At 72.3% G+C, this 13,415-nt stretch carries 12 protein-coding genes, 2 pseudogenes and 1 riboswitch; of the genes and pseudogenes, 10 read left to right on the forward strand and 4 right to left on the reverse strand.

Going from position 1 to position 13,415, the window contains the following annotated elements; translation table 11 throughout:
* The first annotated feature begins 247 nt into the window (after window positions 1-247).
* Both HUV60_RS28905 and HUV60_RS28910 read left to right on the forward strand, forming a co-directional pair.
* Complete coding sequence (locus tag HUV60_RS28905; protein WP_257851560.1) at window positions 248-1,036, forward strand: carbon-nitrogen hydrolase family protein; 789 nt, start codon at window positions 248-250, stop codon at window positions 1,034-1,036.
* Between the two features lie 71 nt (window positions 1,037-1,107).
* Window positions 1,108-2,805, forward strand: coding sequence for a flavin monoamine oxidase family protein (locus tag HUV60_RS28910; RefSeq protein ID WP_257851559.1), 1,698 nt, complete (start codon window positions 1,108-1,110; stop codon window positions 2,803-2,805).
* A 76-nt stretch (window positions 2,806-2,881) separates the two neighbouring features.
* Here HUV60_RS28910 and HUV60_RS28915 read toward each other — a convergent pair whose 3' ends face one another.
* The 3 genes and pseudogenes from HUV60_RS28915 to HUV60_RS28925 form a co-directional block, all read right to left on the reverse strand.
* A complete protein-coding gene (locus tag HUV60_RS28915; RefSeq protein WP_257851558.1) occupies window positions 2,882-3,568 on the reverse strand; it encodes a DUF5995 family protein in 687 nt (228 codons plus the stop codon).
* Window positions 3,569-3,860: 292 nt separating this feature from the next.
* Window positions 3,861-4,013, reverse strand: a pseudogene (locus HUV60_RS28920) (nitrate reductase); the annotation flags it as partial.
* A gap of 135 nt (window positions 4,014-4,148) precedes the next feature.
* The gene (locus HUV60_RS28925; protein ID WP_257851557.1) at window positions 4,149-5,354 is read right to left on the reverse strand and encodes an MFS transporter; all 1,206 of its coding nucleotides are present in this window, start codon (window positions 5,352-5,354) and stop codon (window positions 4,149-4,151) included.
* A gap of 184 nt (window positions 5,355-5,538) precedes the next feature.
* Between HUV60_RS28925 and HUV60_RS28930 the strand changes: the two genes are divergently transcribed.
* Complete coding sequence (locus HUV60_RS28930; protein WP_257851555.1) at window positions 5,539-6,747, forward strand: ROK family transcriptional regulator; 1,209 nt, start codon at window positions 5,539-5,541, stop codon at window positions 6,745-6,747.
* A gap of 86 nt (window positions 6,748-6,833) precedes the next feature.
* On the opposite strand, the pseudogene HUV60_RS28935 reads toward HUV60_RS28930, so the two are convergent.
* A pseudogene (locus HUV60_RS28935) lies at window positions 6,834-7,627 on the reverse strand (SDR family oxidoreductase).
* Window positions 7,628-8,106: 479 nt separating this feature from the next.
* Window positions 8,107-8,237: riboswitch (FMN riboswitch) on the forward strand.
* 144 nt (window positions 8,238-8,381) lie between these two features.
* Here HUV60_RS28935 and HUV60_RS28940 point away from each other — a divergent pair.
* From HUV60_RS28940 to HUV60_RS28970, 7 genes are all read left to right on the forward strand, one after another.
* Window positions 8,382-9,026, forward strand: a complete 645-nt coding sequence (locus HUV60_RS28940; protein ID WP_257851553.1) for a riboflavin synthase — start codon at window positions 8,382-8,384, stop codon at window positions 9,024-9,026.
* Window positions 9,023-9,667, forward strand: a complete 645-nt coding sequence (locus tag HUV60_RS28945; RefSeq protein ID WP_257851551.1) for a nicotinamide mononucleotide transporter family protein — start codon at window positions 9,023-9,025, stop codon at window positions 9,665-9,667. Before HUV60_RS28940 ends, HUV60_RS28945 begins: the two co-directional genes overlap by 4 nt.
* Window positions 9,664-10,953 (forward strand): bifunctional 3,4-dihydroxy-2-butanone-4-phosphate synthase/GTP cyclohydrolase II, encoded by a 1,290-nt coding sequence (locus HUV60_RS28950; RefSeq protein ID WP_257851550.1) that lies wholly within the window; start codon window positions 9,664-9,666, stop codon window positions 10,951-10,953. Before HUV60_RS28945 ends, HUV60_RS28950 begins: the two co-directional genes overlap by 4 nt.
* An 88-nt stretch (window positions 10,954-11,041) precedes the next feature.
* The gene (gene ribH / locus HUV60_RS28955; protein WP_257851548.1) at window positions 11,042-11,527 is read left to right on the forward strand and encodes a 6,7-dimethyl-8-ribityllumazine synthase; all 486 of its coding nucleotides are present in this window, start codon (window positions 11,042-11,044) and stop codon (window positions 11,525-11,527) included.
* Between the two features lie 34 nt (window positions 11,528-11,561).
* Window positions 11,562-11,834 (forward strand): phosphoribosyl-ATP diphosphatase, encoded by a 273-nt coding sequence (locus HUV60_RS28960; RefSeq protein WP_010046365.1) that lies wholly within the window; start codon window positions 11,562-11,564, stop codon window positions 11,832-11,834.
* A 73-nt stretch (window positions 11,835-11,907) separates the two neighbouring features.
* Window positions 11,908-12,771, forward strand: a complete 864-nt coding sequence (gene hisG, locus HUV60_RS28965; RefSeq protein ID WP_257851795.1) for an ATP phosphoribosyltransferase — start codon at window positions 11,908-11,910, stop codon at window positions 12,769-12,771.
* A 25-nt stretch (window positions 12,772-12,796) separates the two neighbouring features.
* Window positions 12,797-13,291, forward strand: coding sequence for a PH domain-containing protein (locus tag HUV60_RS28970; protein ID WP_257851545.1), 495 nt, complete (start codon window positions 12,797-12,799; stop codon window positions 13,289-13,291).
* Window positions 13,292-13,415: the final 124 nt, after the last annotated feature.

Consider the following 13,415-nt stretch of genomic DNA (forward strand, 5'->3'; position numbering starts at 1 on the left):
GGAAGGTGCCGGCTGTCCTGCGGCGAGGTGGGGTGGGCTCCGCGGCCCCGCCTCGCCGGGTCGGTCCCGGGCGGCGCGCGCAACGAATCGCCGCCGGAATCGCCCCGGACGCAACGATCCGCTCACCGGCGCGCAACGGCTTCCGCTTGTCCGGCCGAGCCGGCCGAACGTACCGTCTAGGCGATCCCTCCCCGCGGTCCCTCCGCCTCCTCCCCTGCCCTCCCGCGCCCCGACGAGGAACACACGCATGCGTACCGCCCTGCTCCAGAGCTCCGGACGGCCCGGCTCCGTCGTCGAGAACCTCAAGGTCCTCGACGAGGCCGCGGGCCGTGCCGCCGCGGCCGGCGCGGGGCTGCTCGTCACCCCGGAGCTGTTCCTGACCGGTTACGCGATCGGCGACGCCATCGCGGTGCTCGCCGAGCCCGCCGACGGCGACGCGGCCGCCGCGATCGCCCGGACCGCCACCCGGCACGGGCTCGCCATCGCCTACAGCTACCCGGAGCGCGCGGGCGACACCGTTCACAACTCCGCCCAGCTCATCTCCCCGGACGGCACCCGTCTCGCGAACTACCGCAAGACCCACCTCTTCGGCTCCTTCGAGCAGGACCACTTCGCCCCCGGCGGCCGGCAGGTCGTCCAGGCCGCGCTGCACGGCCTCACGGTCGGTCTGCTGACCTGCTACGACATCGAGTTCCCGGAGAACGCGCGGGCCCACGCCCTGGCGGGCACCGACCTCCTGCTGGTGCCGACCGCGCTGATGCACCCGTTCCAGTTCGTCGCCGAGTCCCTCGTGCCGGTGCGGGCGTTCGAGAACCAGATGTACATCGCGTACGTCAACCGGGTGGGCCAGGAGGGTGAGTGGGAGTTCGCGGGGCTCTCCACTCTCGCCGGACCCGACGGAGTCGCCCGCGCCCGGGCCGGGCGCGGCGAGGAACTGGTCCTCGCCGACGCGGACCCCGTGCTCCTCGCCGCCTCCCGCGAGCACCACCCGTACCTGCGGCACCGCCGCCCCGCCCTGTACGGGTCCCGCGGCTGAACCTCTCCCCTCCACAACACCCTTCTCCCCGCAACGCCTTCGACATCATCAGCGCAAGGAGTCCGTACCCCATGACGTCCACGGTGCCCAACGCCGTCGAGTACGCCGACGAGCAGCAGCCGCCGATCACCATGTTCGGCCCGGACTTCCCCTACGCGTACGACGACTTCCTCGCGCACCCCGCGGGCCTCGGCCAGATCCCCGCGACGGAGCACGGCACCGAGGTCGCGGTGATCGGTGGCGGCCTGTCCGGCATCGTCACCGCCTACGAGCTGATGAAGATGGGCCTCAAGCCCGTCGTGTACGAGGCCGACCGGATCGGCGGCCGGCTGCGCACCGTCGGCTTCGACGGCTGTGACCCCTCGCTCACCGCGGAGATGGGCGCGATGCGCTTCCCGCCGTCCTCCACCGCCCTCCAGCACTACATCGACCTGGTGGGCCTCGAGACCCGCCCGTTCCCCAACCCGCTCGCCGCATCGACGCCTTCGACCGTCGTCGACCTCAAGGGCGAGTCCCACTACGCCCGGACGCTCGATGATCTCCCGCAGGTCTACCGGGACGTGGCCGACGCCTGGGCCCGGTGCCTGGAGGAGGGCGCCGACTTCTCCGACATGAACCGCGCCCTGCGCGAGCGGGACGTCCCGCGCATCCGGGAGATCTGGTCCCGGCTCGTCGAGAAGCTCGACAACCAGACCTTCTACGGCTTCCTCTGCGACTCCGAGGCCTTCAGGTCCTTCCGGCACCGCGAGATCTTCGGCCAGGTGGGCTTCGGTACCGGCGGCTGGGACACCGACTTCCCCAACTCCATCCTGGAGATCCTGCGCGTCGTCTACACCGAGGCCGACGACCACCACCGCGGCATCGTCGGCGGCTCGCAGCAACTGCCCCTGCGTCTGTGGGAGCGCGAGCCGGAGAAGCTCGTCCACTGGCCGTACGGCACCTCGCTGAAGTCCCTGCACGTGGGTGGCGAGCCGCGCCCCGCGGTGACGCGGCTGCACCGCACCGCGGGCCACCGCGTCACGGTGACGGACGCGAACGGAGACGTCCGCACCTACAGGGCGGCCGTCTTCACCGCCCAGTCCTGGATGCTGCTGTCCAAGATCGCCTGCGACGACGCGCTCTTCCCGATCGACCACTGGACCGCCATCGAGCGCACCCACTACATGGAGTCCAGCAAGCTCTTCGTACCCGTCGACCGGCCCTTCTGGCTCGACAAGGACGAGGAGACGGGGCGGGACGTCATGTCGATGACGCTGACCGACCGGATGACCCGCGGCACCTATCTGCTGGACGACGGCCCGGACCGGCCCGCAGTCATCTGCCTCTCCTACACCTGGTGCGACGACAGCCTGAAGTGGCTGCCGCTGTCACCGAACGAGCGGATGGAGGTCATGCTGAAATCGCTCGGCGAGATCTACCCGAAGGTCGACATCAGGAAGCACGTCACCGGCAACCCGGTCACCGTCTCCTGGGAGAACGAGCCCTACTTCATGGGCGCGTTCAAGGCCAACCTGCCCGGTCACTACCGCTACCAGCGGCGCCTGTTCACGCACTTCATGCAGGACCGGCTGCCCGAGGACAAACGGGGCGTCTTCCTCGCCGGCGATGACGTCTCCTGGACGGCCGGCTGGGCCGAGGGCGCCGTCCAGACCGCGCTCAACGCCGTCTGGGGCGTCATGCACCACTTCGGCGGAGGGACCGACGCGGCCAACCCGGGGCCCGGTGACGTGTACGACGAGATCGCCCCGGTGGAACTCTCCGACGACTGAGCCGGATCACATCGAGAGCGCGGCCACAGACCGGGTCGCACGCCGGTCGTGGGGAGTGGCCGGCCGCGGTCCCTGCTCAGTCCGGCAGCGGTGTGAGCAGCATGCGCCCTGCGAGGCCCACGGCCGTGTCCAGGCGTTCGGTGAACTCCTCGGTGAGGTCCGGCAGCCCGCGCAGCGCCCACAGCGCGCGGGCCGCCGTCCATGCCGCGCCCCGGGCGCGGTCCAGGCTCCACGCGCCGGCCAGATGGGTGAGCGGGTCGGCGAGCTGGAGAACATCGGGACCGGGCATCAGGTCCTCGCGGATGCGCTCCTCCAGCGAGACCAACAGGTCGCCCACCTGCTCGAACTCGTCCTCCAGTCGAGCGGGTCCGCAGCCGAGCGTGCGGCAGGCGTCCACGACGGCGAGCGCCAGGTCGTGACCGATGTGCGCATTGATGCCCGCCAGCGCGAACTGCAGCGGACGTACGCCGGGATGGTGGCGGAACTGGAACAGCGGACGCCAGCAGGCCGGCGGGCAGCGCCCCTCGGACACCGCTTGGACGGCGGCCAGATAGCGCTCGGCGAACACCACGTTCAGGGTGACCGCCGCCCCCTTGCCCCCGAGCGGACCCGCGTCGATACGCCGGCCGGCCTCCGTCGTCACCGCGAGGTAGACCCGGTTGAAGACGGCGACCCCGTCCCGGCGGGGCAGGACGGAGTCGAGGGCGCGCATGCGGGAGACGACCCTGTCTACAGGGGTGTGGACTTGCTCGCCTCGCGCCATGAGCGCAGAGTCGCACCTTTCGTGTGATGCCCGTGGCGGCGGGCCCGCCGTTTCCCCGGAACGGGGTAACGCGCCCGTCGTGGGGGGAGGGGGAGTCGTACGTGTCGGGCTCGCGTGCCCCACGCGTGGCAGCCCGGCGCTCCGCGCGCAGAGGCGTGGCCCGGCGCGGCACCGTCGGCACCGCCACCGGGATGATCTCGGCGCTCGGCGAGGGCCGCGGCTCGGACGGAGCACGGCCGCCCGAAATGACCGCGTCCCCCCGGCTGGAACCCCCGCCCGCACTCCCGCCCCCTGCGACGAACGACGCCCCGAACATCGCGACGACGTGCTGGGCGCCCAGCCCCGCGGTGCGGGGCCACGAGAGCCGTTCGTCGGGCCGGACCACCGCACCGGAGGCCGGTGTGCGTCCGTCGCCGTGCAGCGTCCAGCGGACGCCGAGATCCATGCGCTGTCGCTTTCGCCGTCCGTGCAGCGTGTCCGGACCATTGTGAGGGCCGACCAGGGATGCCCCGTCCACGCGTGCGGTCCCGGAGCGGGAGTCCGTCGGGACGGTCCGTGGGACCTTCGGGCCGGGTGACCTTCAGGTCCGAGGGCCGGGAACCGCCGTGTCCGGCCGGGTGACCTTCACCCGGTCCCCGGCACGCAGCACGCCGGCCAAGCCGGCCAGACCGCACGACAACACCGTGACCAGGACGAACGACGCCATCAGACTGGTCGCCTGGGCGAGCAGCCCGATCGCGCTCGGAGCGATCAGCCCCGAGGTGTACGTGATGGTCGCGACGCCCGCGATGGCGAGGCTCGGGTTGCTGCCGCTGCGGCCGGCCGCGGCGAAGCACAGCGGCACCACCACCGCGATACCGAGACCCATCAGCGCGAACCCGGCCATCGCCGCCGCGGGGTGCTGCGCGAGGACGATCAGCAGTCCGCCGCAGACGGCGACCACACCGCTCGCCCGGACGGTGCGCACCGCGCCGTAGTGGTCCACCACCCGGTCCCCGGCGATCCGGGCGACCGCCATGGTGAGCGTGAAACCGGTGGTGCAGGCCGCCGCGAGACCGGCCGAGGCCTCCAACCGGTCGCGCAGATAGACCGCCGACCAGTCGAGGCTCGCGCCCTCCGCGAAGACCGCGCAGAAGCCGATCGCGCCGATCAGCAGCGCGGAGCGGGGCGGCAGCGCGAACCTCGGGGGCGGCTCCTCGTCCACGGCGGACCGCAGATCGAGGACGTGGCCGGCGGCGGCGACGCCCACCACCGTCAGGACACCTGCCGCGAGCGTGTGATGCAGCCGGGCGTCCGTGCCGAGATGGGCGGCGAGCGTGCCTGCCGCCGAACCGGTCAGAGCGCCCGCGCTCCACATGCCGTGCAGCCCGGACATGATCGACCGGTCGAGCCGGTTCTCCACCTCCGCGCCCAGGGCGTTCATCGCCACGTCGGACATGCCGGCCGTGGCGCCGTAGACGAACAGGGTCAGGCAGAGGGCGAGCAGGTTCGGGGCGACGGACGGCAGGACGAGCGCGAGGGTCCACAGGGCGATCAGCCCGCGCAGCGCGGCGCGGGCGCCGAAGCGGTGGCTGACACGCCCCGCCAGCGGCATCGCGACCGACGCGCCGAGCGCGGGGAAGGCGAGCGCGATCCCCAACTGCCCGGCGCTCACACCGGCATGGTCCTGGATCCACGGCACACGGGTGGCGAACGAGCCCGTGACCGCTCCGTGCACGGCGAACACCGCCCCCACGGAGTACCGCGCCCGTCGTACCTCCCGCTGCCCGTACACCTCTGCACGCATGGTCCGCCCCTCCCGGTCGTCCACGGCATCCCTGACGCGCCACGTAAACTATCAGGATCCCTTCCTGAAAGATGAGGGGATTTCCGCCGGCCCTCGTCCAGCCCGGTCCCGTGCCCTCACCGGCTCACCCAGCCGGCCCGGTCCTGCCGCCGTCCGCCGTCCGCCGATCTGGAAGGATCACGTCATGGCCGCATCCCCGAGCACTGCCCGAGCCATCAACGACCGGCTCGCCCTGCGTCTGCTCCAGCGGGAAGGACCGCTGACGGCCGGGCAGTTGAAGCAGCTGACCGGGCTGTCCCGGCCGACCGTCGCCGACCTCGCCGAGCGGCTGACCGCGGCAGGGCTGATCACCGTGGTCGGGGAGACCGGGGAACAACGCCGGGGACCGAACGCGAAGGTGTACGGGATCGTCGCCGACCGGGCGCACCTGGCCGCACTCGACGTACGGACCGGGGGCGTCGCCGTGGCCGTGTCCGACCTCGTCGGCGCGGTCCTGGCCGAGGCCTCGGCGCCGATCGCCGTGGACACCGGCACCGGGCCCGCCGTGGAGCGGGTGGTGACCCTCGTCGAGCGGACGGCGAAGGAGGCGGGCGCCGACCGGCTGCACACCGTCGGCGTCGGAGCCCCCGGGCTGATCGACCCCGCGAGCGGGGAACTGCGCGACTCCAAGGGGCTGCCGGAGTGGCACCGCCGACTGGCCGCCGCGCTTCAGGAGCGGCTGCCCGGGGCGCGGGTCAGCCTTGAGAACGAGACCAACCTCGCCGCCCTGGCCGAGCAGCGCGACGGGGCCGCCCGCGACCGCGACACCTTCGTCCTGCTGTGGCTCGGTCATGGCACCGGCGCGGCCGTCGTCCTGGACGGTGCCCTGCGCCGGGGCGCCTCCGGGGGCACGGGTGAAATCGGCTTCCTGCCGGTCCCGGGTACACCCGGCCTGCCGTCGGCCACGGACTGCGGCGGCGGCTTCCACTCCCTCGCGTCGGCGGCGGCGGTCGCGGAACTGGCGGGGGAGTACGGGATCGTGTCCGGACCGGACGTGCGACCCGCGGCGGCGCGCGCGGTGCGGGCTGCCACCGTGCGGGCACGGGAGGGACAGAGCTCGGCGGACACGCGCTTCCTCGACGCCCTCGCCGGCCGCATCGCCGTGGGGGTCGCGTCGGTGGCCGCGCTGCTGGATCCCGGGTGCGTGGTGCTCGGCGGGGAGATCGGCCAGGCGGGCGGGGAGGAACTCGCCGCCCGCGTACAGGAGCGGACGGCCCTGATGTCACCGCTGCCCACCGAGGTGCGGGCGAGCGCCCTGGGGGGCGGCGCGGTTCTGCGCGGCGCCCTCCTGACGGCCCGCGACCACGCCCAGGACGAACTCTTCGGCCCGGCCGCACGGGGACACGCCCACTGACCGGCCGCCCACCGGCGGGCCCGCTCGGCGCCGCGCACGCGCCCCCGAGTCCCGGCACCCGCGGCGGCTCACTCCACCCGGCGCGCTCACCTGCCCGCGCGTGCGCGCTCCGCCCGCGCCGTCAGGAAATCCTCGAAGGTGCCCTTGCCCACGGCGTGCTCCGGGCCGAGATGGCCGCCGGCCCGGAAGGCGCGGTACGCCGCACCCCGGAGGGGGACCTTGACCACCGCGCGGCGGCGGCCCGCGGCCTCCAGGTAGGAGCGCGCCAGGGACTCGAACGTGCGCACCTCCGGCCCGCCCATGCCCGCGACGCGCCCCGCGGGCCCGCCCCGGGCCGGCTCCGCCAGACGGTCCGCGACCTCGGACACCTCGATCGGCTGGTCCTTCACACGGGCCGGCAGCAGCATCACCGGAGCCTTGCCCCGTTGCCGGAGGAGCGCGAGCACCAGGTCGTGGAACTGGGTCGCACGCAGCACGGTCCAGCCGAGCCCCGACTCCTCGATCAGCCGCTCCACCGCGAACGTGGTCCTGTAGTAGCCGAACGGCACCTGGTCGACCCCTGTGATCGAGATGTGGACGAGGTGCCCCACCCCACCCCGGCCCACCCCACCCCGGCCCACCCCACCCCGGCCCGCCGCGCCGCATCCAGCAGGTTCCTCGCCGCCGCCCCGTCGCCGCCGCGCGGGGCGCTCGCGCAGTGGACGATCGTGTCCACCCCCGTGACGGCCGTGTCCAGGGCGCTGCCGCCCCTGCGCAGGTCGACGGCGTACGGCCGGGAGTGCCGGTTGAGCACCCGCACCTTCTGCGCGTCCCTCCGCAGCCGCTCGACGACGTGCCGGCCGAGTGTTCCCGTACCGCCGGTCACCAGGATCGTGGTCATGCCGTTCAGCTCCTCAGGTCCTGTCGTCGGGCGCCGGCACTCCTGTCTGTACACCTTCGTCAAGCTCGTCAGGAGAGGGACGGAACCATCGCCGGGAAGGTGACACAGGGCCTCGGACGGGCCCGGCGGGGCGGGTCGGCGGGGCACGGTGGTGAGGCCCGGCGGCGGGCAAGGGCCGTCGTCACCGCCGCCGGGCCGGTCTCTGGGGAGGCTGAAGCAGACGCTAAGAGGACTAGACCAGGCCGTCAATAGGTATGGACCAGTCACGGGGAGCGTTCGGGAGCGCTCCGGTGGCATCCCCTGGCGCACAAGGGCGCGAAAGCGGACGGCTGCCGGGCGGTCGCCGACCCGGTGGCAGGCTGTCTCCGGGGAGCTCCTCCAGCGGTGACGGTGCACGGTGTCGCCATCTGTGAGTCACCCCACACCCGATGCCTGTGTGGACAGGGGGCGGGCGTGGCACACTGGCCCTGTATCAGCAGCAGCGCACTCCGGGGTCGGTGAAAGTCCGAACCGGCGGTTACAGTCCGCGACCCGGCCACTTCCAGTGGTCGGTTGACCAGGCGAAATTCCTGGACCGACGGTTAAAGTCCGGATGGGAGGCAGTGCGCGGCGGGCGGGCATCCATGCGCGCCGCCGTATCGGTCCGCCATCATGGCGGGCTCCGTCCGGCGTCGTCCCCGGTGACCTTGCCCGTTCTTCTGTCCTCGTCGGCAGCCCCGGAGTCCGTGCCCGAAGAGGCAGGAGGACCCGGGAAGTGTTCACCGGAATCGTCGAAGAACTGGGCGAGATCACCGCCGTCGAGACCCTCGACGACGCTTGTCGCTTCCGGTTGCGCGGCTTCGTCGTCACCGAAGGCGCGAAGCACGGTGACTCGATCGCCGTCAACGGCGTCTGCCTCACCGTCGTGGACCATGAAGGCGACGAGTTCACCGCGGACGTGATGGCCGAGACCCTGAACCGCTCCAGCCTCGGCTTCCTCGCCGTCGGCTCCCGCGTGAACCTCGAACGTCCCATGGCCCTGGGAACCCGCCTCGGCGGCCACATCGTGCAGGGCCACGTCGACGGCACCGGCCGGATCCTGGAGCGCGAGCCGTCCGAGAACTGGGAGATCGTCAGGATCTCCCTCCCCGCCGAACTCTCCCGCTACGTAGTGGAGAAGGGCTCCATCACGGTCGACGGCGTCAGCCTCACCGTCGTAGCCGCCGGGCAGGACTTCTTCACCGTCAGTCTGATCCCCACCACCCTCGCCCTGACCACCCTCGGGCTCAAGCAGAGCGGCGACCCGGTCAACCTCGAGGTGGACGTCATCGCCAAGTACGTCGAGCGGATGGTCGGCGACCGTGCGACGGGTGCCCCGGCCGGCGGTGACGGTACCGCCGGTAAGGGGGCCGTGCGGTGAACTGGCTGAACTCGGAGGCGTTCACCCTCTTCGACCAGCACATCAAGTGGTCGGACATGATCGGCAACGTGATCGGACTGGCAGCCCTGGCCCTTGGCTGGCGGCGCTCCATCTGGACCTGGCCCGCCCAGTTCGTCTCGGGCCTCATCCTCTTCACGGCCTTCGCCACCGCCCACCTCTCCGGCAGCGCCGGCAAGCAGATCGTCGTCATGGCCGTCGCCGCCTGGGGCTTCTGGCAGTGGAACCGCGGTCGGCAGCAGGCGCAGGACGGCTCCATCGCGGTGCGGTTCGCCACCTGGCGCGAGCGCGGTGCGCTGGTCGTCCTCGCCGCCGTCGGCACCCTCGCCGTCGGTGGCCTGTTCACCGCCTTCCCGTCCCTGTCCTGGGACCCCTGGCCGGACGCGTACCTCTTCGTCGGCACCATCGTCGCGATGTACGCCCAGGCCCGCGGCATGGTCGAGTTCTGGTTCGCCTGGCTGCTGGTCGACCTCGTCGGCGTACCGCTGAACTTCGCCAACGGCTTCGCCTTCTCCGGCTTCGTCTACGCGCTCTACGGCGCGCTGGTCCTGTGGGGACTGCGCGACTGGTGGCTGCGCTCCCGCGAGGACGCGCGCCCTGCACTGGAAGGAGCGCCGGCATGAGCACGGCACCGATCCTTTACCGCACCGAGGAGTTCGAGGATCCCATGCTCGACCCGGTCGAACAGGCCATCGCCGACATCGCGGCCGGCCGCCCCATCGTGGTCGTCGACGACGAGGACCGCGAGAACGAGGGCGACCTCGTCGTGGCCGCCGAGAAGGCGACCCCCGAGATCGTCGCTTTCATGATGAGCGAATGCCGTGGACTGATCTGCGCCCCCATGGAGAGCGACGAGCTGGACCGGCTCCGCCTCCCGCAGATGGTCGAGGACAACACCGAGTCGATGAGGACGGCGTTCACCGTCTCCGTCGACGCCTCCGCTGCCCACGGCGTGAGTACCGGCATCTCGGCCGAGGACCGGGCCACCACGCTCCGACTGCTCGCGAGCGGCACCGCCGAACCCGCCGACTTCGTCCGCCCCGGCCACGTCTTCCCGCTGCGAGCCCGCTCTGGCGGCGTGCTCGAACGCGACGGCCACACCGAGGCCGCCGTCGACCTCGCCCGTCTCGCGGGACTGCGCCCGGCTGGCGCCATCGTCGAGATCGCCGGGGAGGACGGCCGGATGCTGCGCCTGCCCGAACTGGTCCCGTTCGCCCGCAAGCACGGCCTGACGATCATCTCCATCGAGGACCTGATCGCCTACCGCCGCAGCTCCGAGCCCACCGTCCGCCGTGAGGCCGAGGTCCGGCTGCCCACCTCCCACGGCGTGTTCACCGCCTACGGCTACCGCTCCACCGTCGACGGCGTCGAACACGTCGCCCTCGTCCACGGAGACATCGGCGACGGCAGGGACGTCCTCGTACGCGTCCATTCCGAATGTCTCACCGGCGACATCTTCGGCTCCCAGCGCTGCGACTGCGGTCCCCAGCTGGACGCCTCGATGGACCGCATCCAGGCGGAGGGCCGGGGGGTTCTCGTCTACCTGCGCGGGCACGAGGGGCGCGGCATCGGCCTGATGTCCAAGCTGCGCGCCTACGAACTCCAGGAACGCGGACGCGACACCCTGGACGCCAACCTCGAACTCGGCCTGCCCGCCGACGCCCGCGACTACGCCGCCGGAGCGCGGATACTCGCCGACCTCGGGGTGCGCGGTGTCCGCCTGCTGACCAACAACCCCGACAAGTCCCAGGCGCTCGTCCGGTACGGCATCGAGGTCACCGGCCGCGAGCCGATGCCCGTCACCGCGGGCGAGCACAACATCCGCTACCTGCGCACCAAGCGCGACCGGATGGGCCACGACCTGCCCTGGCTGGATACGCCGACCGTGCCCGCCTGCGGCAATCAGTGACCGTGCCCGTCCGCGGCAGGCAGTGACCGCGACGACCAGTCAAGAGAGCCGGCCCGCGGTGGCCGGCCGAGAACCACCGAGGAGAGATGTGAGCGGCAAGGGTGCACCCGAACTGTCCGTACGCGACGTGGGGGACCTCCGCGTCGCCGTCGTCGCGGCACAGTGGCACGAGAAGGTGATGGACGGACTGGTCGACGGCGCCCTGCGCGCCCTGCACGACCTCGGCATCGACGAGCCGACCCTGCTCCGGGTCCCCGGCAGCTGGGAACTCCCGGTCGTCGCCAAGGTCCTCGCCGGACGCGGTTACGACGCGATCGTCGCCCTCGGGGTCGTCGTCCGGGGCGGCACACCCCACTTCGAGTACGTGTGCCAGGGCGTCACCCAGGGCCTCACCCAGGTCAGCACCGACACCGGCGTGCCCGTCGGCTTCGGCCTGCTCACCTGTGACACCGAGGAACAGGCGCGGGACCGCGCCGGACTGCCCGGCTCCACCGAGGACAAGGGGCACGAGGCCGTCACGGCGGCGGTGGCGGCCGCGGCCACGCTGCGCTCGGTATCCGAACCCTGGCGGTGAGCAGTCCCCGGCACCGCGTAGGGTAAGGACCACCATGTCCAAGAAGACGTTCGAGGAGCTCTTCACCGAGCTCCAGCACAAGGCCGCGCACGGCGACCCCGCCACCTCCCGTACCGCCGAACTGGTGGAAAAGGGCGTCCATGCCATCGGCAAGAAGGTCGTCGAGGAGGCCGCCGAGGTCTGGATGGCCGCCGAGCACGAGGGCAAGGAAGCGGCCGCCGAGGAGATCTCGCAGCTGCTCTACCACGTCCAGGTGATGATGGTCGCCCGGGGGATCTCCCTCGACGACGTCTACGCCCACCTGTGAGCGCGGGCACTCCCTGCCATCCCTGACCACCGGTACACCGTCATACCGTCACACCGTGAAGGAAGCCGACCTCATGCTGCGCATCGCACTCCCCAACAAGGGTTCACTGGCAGGCCCTGCGGCGGAGATGCTGCATGAGGCCGGCTACCAGCAGCGCCGGGAGTCGAAGGAACTGCGGATCGTCGACCCGGTCAACGAGGTCGAGTTCTTCTACCTCCGGCCCCGCGACATCGCCATCTACGTCTCGTCCGGCCGCCTCGACATCGGCATCACCGGCCGCGACCTCCTGATCGACTCCGGTGCCGAGGCCGAAGAGATCCTGCCGCTCGGCTTCGCCCGCTCCACCTTCCGCTTCGCCGCCAAGCCCAGCGCCGCCAAGAGCGTCGCGGACCTGAACGGCAGCACGGTCGCCACCTCCTACGAGGGCGTCGTCGCGCGGTACCTCGCCGACCAGGGCATCGACGCCTCCGTGGTCCACCTCGACGGCGCCGTCGAGACCGCCATCGAACTCGGTGTCGCCGAGGTCATCGCGGACGTGGTCGAGACCGGCACCTCCCTGCGCAACGCGGGCCTGGAGGTCATCGGCGAACCGATCATGACCTCCGAGGCCGTCGTCATCCGCCGCACCGGCGCCGAGGCCGGGGCCGACGGCACGGTAGAGCCCAAGGTGGGCCAGTTCCTGCGGCGCCTCCAGGGCGTCCTGGTCGCCCGTACCTACGTGATGATGGACTACGACTGCCGGGTCGAGCAGCTGGAGAAGGCCGTCGCGCTGACCCCCGGTCTGGAGTCCCCGACCGTGTCCCCGCTGCACAACGAGGGCTGGGTCGCCGTCCGCGCCATGGTCCCCTCCAAGGAGGCCCAGCGGGTCATGGACGACCTCTACGACCTCGGCGCCCGTGCCATCCTCACCACGGCCATCCACGCCTGCCGCCTCTGACCCGGACCGATCCCGGAGCCGCACCATGCCGGACGCCACCCCCGAGCCCTCCCCGGACGCAGCTCCGGGCCCCCTGCCCGCCCTGCCCGTCACCTTCCGGCCGGGCCGCACCCGCGCGGTGCTGCTCGTCGCGGCCGGCGGGCTCTTCGCGGCCATCTCCCTGATCGCGCTGCTGCTGGAGCAGCTCAGCCCCGGCGAGCGTCTCAGTTTCGTGTCCACCGCCGCCCTGCTGGCCGGAGTCCTGGTCCTGCTGGCCCGGCCGAAGGTCGACGCCGACGAGACGGGCGTCACCGTCGTCAACATCACGACCCGGCGCCGCCTGGACTGGGCCCAGATCCTTCAGGTGAACCTCCGCCCGGGTGACCCCTGGGTCTTCCTCGACCTCAGCGACGGCACCAGCCTGCCGGTGCTCGGCATCCAGCCGGGCATCGCCCCCAAGCGCGCCGTCGCCGACGCGCGGACCCTGCGGGCACTCGCCGAGGCACGGACCACACCCCCCGGCTCCGAGGCCTCCCGGTGAACCTCCTCGGCGAGGGGCCGATCGCCCTGCGGCGGCTCTGACCCGCACGCCGGCCCTCGGGCCCCGGACCGCCGCAGGCCGACGCCCCACCGTCGTGCGCCGCGGGCGTCCGGCCGGGCCCGGG

The organism is Streptomyces sp. KMM 9044 (assembly GCF_024701375.2).
GTDB lineage: Bacteria > Actinomycetota > Actinomycetes > Streptomycetales > Streptomycetaceae > Streptomyces.

Excerpts from the sequence above, each read along its gene's own strand:
- HUV60_RS28960 (WP_010046365.1), top strand. The coding sequence starts at position 11,562 with ATGTCCAAGAAGACGTTCGAGGAGCTCTTCACCGAGCTCCAGCACAAG.
- HUV60_RS28950 (WP_257851550.1), top strand. The coding sequence starts at position 9,664 with ATGAGCACGGCACCGATCCTTTACCGCACCGAGGAGTTCGAGGATCCC.
- HUV60_RS28910 (WP_257851559.1), top strand. The coding sequence starts at position 1,108 with ATGACGTCCACGGTGCCCAACGCCGTCGAGTACGCCGACGAGCAGCAG.
- HUV60_RS28915 (WP_257851558.1), bottom strand. The coding sequence starts at position 3,568 with ATGGCGCGAGGCGAGCAAGTCCACACCCCTGTAGACAGGGTCGTCTCC.
- HUV60_RS28970 (WP_257851545.1), top strand. The coding sequence starts at position 12,797 with ATGCCGGACGCCACCCCCGAGCCCTCCCCGGACGCAGCTCCGGGCCCC.
- HUV60_RS28930 (WP_257851555.1), top strand. The coding sequence starts at position 5,539 with ATGGCCGCATCCCCGAGCACTGCCCGAGCCATCAACGACCGGCTCGCC.
- HUV60_RS28905 (WP_257851560.1), top strand. The coding sequence starts at position 248 with ATGCGTACCGCCCTGCTCCAGAGCTCCGGACGGCCCGGCTCCGTCGTC.
- hisG (WP_257851795.1), top strand. The coding sequence starts at position 11,908 with ATGCTGCGCATCGCACTCCCCAACAAGGGTTCACTGGCAGGCCCTGCG.
- HUV60_RS28925 (WP_257851557.1), bottom strand. The coding sequence starts at position 5,354 with ATGCGTGCAGAGGTGTACGGGCAGCGGGAGGTACGACGGGCGCGGTAC.